Here is a 4,499-nt window from a genome sequence, read left to right on the forward strand (position 1 = left end):
GCTACGAGCGCAAAGCCGACCATTTCCTCGCCTTCACGAGTATCGCCTGCACCCTCATCTGCTACCGAAGACTCACCAATTGAGATGACTTCTTATCCCACAAGGCCCGTCAGGGCCACCGCATCGCGCCGCTGTCAGCCCGGCGGCAGAGCCGGGGCGGAATATGCAGACAACCGCCGTTCTTTCGGTGCGGAGCCCCACCAAGGGGTGGGGCGGGGGAGTCTCGCCGGATGGAGGTACCGCTGTGATCGTCCGGCTCCTGGGCGGCCCGCTCGCCGGTCGTCAGCTGCTCACCACTCCGGAGATGTGGGCTGGGGGCCGGCTCATGGCCGGTGACGCCGACTGGGGCCTGTACGTCCCTGTGCATCGCGACCCGGCGACGGGCGTCGTCCTTGCGGCCAGGCTGACGGCGCAGCGGCGGATCGATCGGGCAGAGGGTGTGGAGACCGGTGATGGGAACCGTCCTGAGGTCCGGTGCACTTGCGGTCTTCTGTGGTGGATCGGGCCGGGAGCGAGGGCCCGTCGTCGGCCGGTTGCCGGGCGAGCGTGAGGCCCGGGCCGCGGGCGCCCTTCGATGGCGTAGCGGCGTTCGGGCCACTGGGTTCATGGGCGCGATGTGGTCCCGGACCGCGGGGCGACCGCTGTCCGGGACCAGTGAGCTGACCGACTCCGGTGTCACCCGGTGTAGGTGAACTCGTCGGCTGGAATGGTGGGGGAGGAGTAGCCGTTCACGGCCACGGTGATGTCCACGGTCGTGCTCGTAGCTTTGCCCGACGGGGGTGCTTTGGCGATGATCTTGTCCGAGTCGACCTGGACGGATGGCGAGGCGTTCTTCCCGAAATATACGGAGGCGCCTTTCGCGAAGCCCGCGCCGGAGATAGTGACCGAGTCGTTGGCCTTGCCCCTGTCCGGTGTGATTCCGGTGACCACCACGGGTTCGGGACCGCCGTAGGCGAACTGTCCGAGCGGGACTGCCGGGGAGCTGCCCAGGGGGTTGGTGACATACACGTTGACGATGCCGGTTCCGTCGGGCACTTCGGCAGTGATGGTGCCGTCAGGGTTGAACGTGGGTGGTTTCTGGCACGGGACGGGGCCGAAGTCGACGTTGCAATCCTTGCTGAAGTCGCTGCCCTTGATAGTGACCTGTGTGCCCGATTTGCCGGCGCTGGGGATCACAGCGGTCACCACCGGCGGCCCGGAAAGGGCGGGCGCGCCCAGCAGTTTGAGGTAAGTGGAGTTGGCGTGCTGAAATGCGACCTGGCCCAGGAAATCCTCAACCGAGGCCTTGACCAAATTGTCGTCGCGGACCATGTAGTCGGTGTTCTTGCTGACGGCAGTGCCCGGCTGGACGTAGACATGGTTCCCGCGCAGAGCTGCGATCGACCCGAGGAGCACCTTCACCTCGAGAGTTGCCGCAGGTCCGGGATCCGGGTACCAGCTCTCCGCGGTGGGGAGATTGGCCCAGGCCAGCGGCACCACGTCGTAGGCGTTGACGTAGCGCTGGTTCATGCTCCCGAACTGGGAGGTGAGGTAGTCGGCGAAGCTCTGCAGTCCGGCGGTGGGTGCCGCGAAGGTGACCACCCCGAACTGTGGCTGGCTCTGCTGCCAGGTCTGCGCCTTCAGGTACAGCGCGACCATGTTTGCGATGCAACCACCCAGGCTGTGACCGATCACGTAGACCGTTGGCTGCGGAATCCCCGTCAAGAGGCCGGCGAGCGCCTGCACGAGATTGGAGTTGGCGCTGAGCGAACGCATGTCGGCGACCTGAGTGAAGGCGTCCATCGCCCCCTTCGACACGGAGATGGGGGACGTCGACCCGCTGGCGGTGAATGGCACCACCGTGCCGACGTCGAGGTCTTCGAGAATGTCGGTCACGCTGGCGATCGTCCCGCGGACGACCACGGCAAACTGGTTCGAGCCGTCGTTGTTCTTGGCGATGTACGCCATGTTCGCGTTGTCCGGGCTCAGCGCGAGCCACGTCGGTGTCCAATTTTTCGTGAGGGGGGAGTTGGAGAACTGCCGGGAGATGCCGAGCTTGATTCGCTCGGTCTGGGCTTGAAGGGACTCCCCCGAGGGACGCGGAGTCGCTCCGGTTGCCGCGATGGCGGCCAGGGTCATGGCCACCTGAGGCGTGATCGGAGTGGCCTGTTGTGCCGCCGCCATGTTCGCTCCTTAAGTCTTCACCCAGCGTCAAAAATCTCCATTTCAATGTATTCGCTTACTGGGCGCCCTGGCGGTTATCAGGCTCTTTGTATTCTCAGGTTCACTCGTTCGGAATGGGGTCTGACTTAAAGCGGAGCCGTAGTAAACGGCCTCGCGGATCTGATTTCCCCGCAACCTCGTCGTCGCCCCGACTCGGAGATGTCGAGCACTCTCGTCGGCGTCTGCATGGACATGCCCTCGCTACTGCCGTGACGGCCTTGAACCGTGGGGCAGATCCGGTACGGGCGCGGGGGCATGAGCTGAGCGAGGGCCTCGGTGAGATCCGCCTCGTGCCGGTCGTGGTCCGTACGATGAGAGGTGATGGTCTGGAGGTACTGCCAGGTGCGGTCGTTGAACGGGTGGTGGGCGTGCTTGCGGTGGATCACAGGATCTCGGCGAGCTCCCCGTCGGGGAGTCGTATCCAGATCTGGCCAACGTCGTGTGGCGTGGACTTCCCATTCCCGCCCGGCCGCTACTTCGCAGTCCTGGCCCCGGTCGGGGCCCAGCAGATCGTCGTCGTAGGTGCGGTGATGGAGACGGATGCCGCGTTCAGTGATGTCCTGCCACCGCACCGGCAAGATCGGCTGTACGACTTGGCGGCACACCATTGTGGGAAGCTCACGTCTGCCGCGCCCGAAGGCTGTCCGGGCTGGCCAAGTACCTTCTGATGCAGGCGTGTTGGAATGCCTTTATGGTCACTCCCGCTGACGGAACCACGCGCCTGAGTCCGGAGGAGTTCGCGCATCGCCTGCGTGCCGAGATCGAGCGGCTGAGAGACGAGGCGACGCGCCAGAGGAATCTCGCCCACCGCCGGGCCGAGTTCTGGACCAAGGCGGACATCGCCCTCGGTTTCCCCGCGGCCCTGCTCGCGGGCACGGCGGGAGCGGCAGGACTGGCCTCGGCGGACGTGCGCGTTCCCGCCGCCCTCGCCGCTCTGGCCTCTGCCGGGTTCGCGGCGGGAGCGGGTTTCCTCCGCAGCGACGCCAGGCGCCGCGCCAACAAACGCGCCCGGCACGCATGGGCCTCGGTCGAGGCCAGGGCCATGGTGGCACTGACCCAGGAGCACGTGACTCACGAGGACCTTGGCGGCCTGCTGGAATGCCGTCAGGCTGCGCTGGCGACCTACGACGGCGAGGAGCCCCAGCCTGGGTCGTCGTGATCCGCAGCCCTCCGGCTGGCGCCCCGTGTTGAGAACTCGGAGTGGGCGACCTGGCAGGCGTAGCTGCCCCACGGTAGTCGTAGCCGAGCGACGGTGAAGGTCACCGGCGAGATCGGCTGCACCCATGGCCGGGATCGGTCCCCAGGTCGGTTCCCTCATTCTGGGCGGGATCGGCGACTACAGGAGCCGGTTCGCCATGGCTGGAGGACCGAAGGCGTACGCCGGCGCGGCCCCGATCACGCGGGCCTTCGGCAAACGCCGCTACGTCGGACGCCGGTTCGTCAAGAACAACCGGCTCAACCACGTCGGTCACCTGTGGGCTTTCGCCTCCCTCAGCGGTTCCACTGGAGCGGACTCCCACTACCGGCGCCGCCGGGCAGGAGGGGACTGGTACATGCAGGCTCGGCGGCACCTGTTCAACCGGATGTCGGGTCGGCTCCACCACTGCCTCTTGGTACGGATCCCGCTCGATGGAGCGATCGCCTTCCCCACAGAGCCCCACCTTTCAGGAACAGTCACCGCGTGAACAGAACGGGGCAGCTTGTTCAGGGGCGGCAGGGGAGACGATCATTCGGTCATGAGACCCGAAGTGCAGACGTTCGTTGCCGACGGACCGCTTCCCGACCGGGACGCGAGCGAGGGAGAGATCGACCGGCGTGAACGCCGGCTGACGGCGATCTCCCGTCCTGTCACGTCCGAAGAGGCCGCTGCTCTGGCCACCTGCTTCGGCCCTGACGACTGCTATGGCGTCGCCTGGACGCTCGTGCACTTGATCGAGACGGCTCCCGGCGTGGTGCCGCAGCTGGAGGATCCGGGGCCGGAAGCCGGCGATTGGGCCGAGGTTCTGCGGGCGCGATGGGGCGGCCGACAGCCCACGGTTTGACGGCTTAACTGCATGAGGTGTCTCTGCCACGCGACAGCCATGGAAAGAGGCAGTTTCCCGTGGGGGCCAACGGCGGCGTGATGGGTACATGCTCGCCGTCGCACCCGCCCCGCGCCGCTCCGGCCACCCGCGAGGAAGGCCGCCACGAGCGGCCCCGCGACTTAGACGGTGTCCTATGTGGCGCGTCGGAGGAGTCGTTTGTAGCAGCAGAGTGCGGCGGCGAGGCCGAGGAAGGCCAGGTAGTTGCGGGGGTGG

Annotated in this window: 4 protein-coding genes; 3 read left to right on the plus strand and 1 reads right to left on the minus strand. The window is 66.6% G+C overall.

Annotation, left to right across the window (positions count from 1 at the left end; all coding sequences use genetic code 11):
- Positions 1 to 675: 675 nt before the first annotated feature.
- A complete protein-coding gene (locus tag ACIRP2_RS39550) occupies positions 676 to 2,163 on the minus strand; it encodes an IPT/TIG domain-containing protein (RefSeq protein ID WP_404258606.1) in 1,488 nt (495 codons plus the stop codon).
- Between the two features lie 730 nt (positions 2,164 to 2,893).
- Between ACIRP2_RS39550 and ACIRP2_RS39555 the strand changes: the two genes are divergently transcribed.
- The 3 genes from ACIRP2_RS39555 to ACIRP2_RS39565 all read left to right on the plus strand — a co-directional run bounded on the left by ACIRP2_RS39555 (position 2,894) and on the right by ACIRP2_RS39565 (position 4,244).
- Entirely contained in the window at positions 2,894 to 3,361 is a 468-nt protein-coding gene (locus tag ACIRP2_RS39555; RefSeq protein WP_404258607.1) for a hypothetical protein, read from the plus strand.
- A gap of 124 nt (positions 3,362 to 3,485) precedes the next feature.
- On the plus strand, positions 3,486 to 3,887 hold the full coding sequence (locus tag ACIRP2_RS39560; RefSeq protein ID WP_404258608.1) for a transposase: 402 nt from the start codon (positions 3,486 to 3,488) through the stop codon (positions 3,885 to 3,887).
- Between the two features lie 51 nt (positions 3,888 to 3,938).
- A complete protein-coding gene (locus ACIRP2_RS39565; protein ID WP_404258609.1) occupies positions 3,939 to 4,244 on the plus strand; it encodes a hypothetical protein in 306 nt (101 codons plus the stop codon).
- Positions 4,245 to 4,499 lie beyond the last annotated feature (255 nt).

This window comes from Streptomyces sp. NPDC101194, assembly GCF_044767885.1.
GTDB lineage: Bacteria > Actinomycetota > Actinomycetes > Streptomycetales > Streptomycetaceae > Streptomyces.

Bases quoted from the DNA above. Each gene is read 5' to 3' on its own strand.
- ACIRP2_RS39565 (WP_404258609.1), top strand. From the start codon at position 3,939: ATGAGACCCGAAGTGCAGACGTTCGTTGCCGACGGACCGCTTCCCGAC.
- ACIRP2_RS39560 (WP_404258608.1), top strand. From the start codon at position 3,486: ATGGCCGGGATCGGTCCCCAGGTCGGTTCCCTCATTCTGGGCGGGATC.
- ACIRP2_RS39555 (WP_404258607.1), top strand. From the start codon at position 2,894: ATGGTCACTCCCGCTGACGGAACCACGCGCCTGAGTCCGGAGGAGTTC.
- ACIRP2_RS39550 (WP_404258606.1), bottom strand. From the start codon at position 2,163: ATGGCGGCGGCACAACAGGCCACTCCGATCACGCCTCAGGTGGCCATG.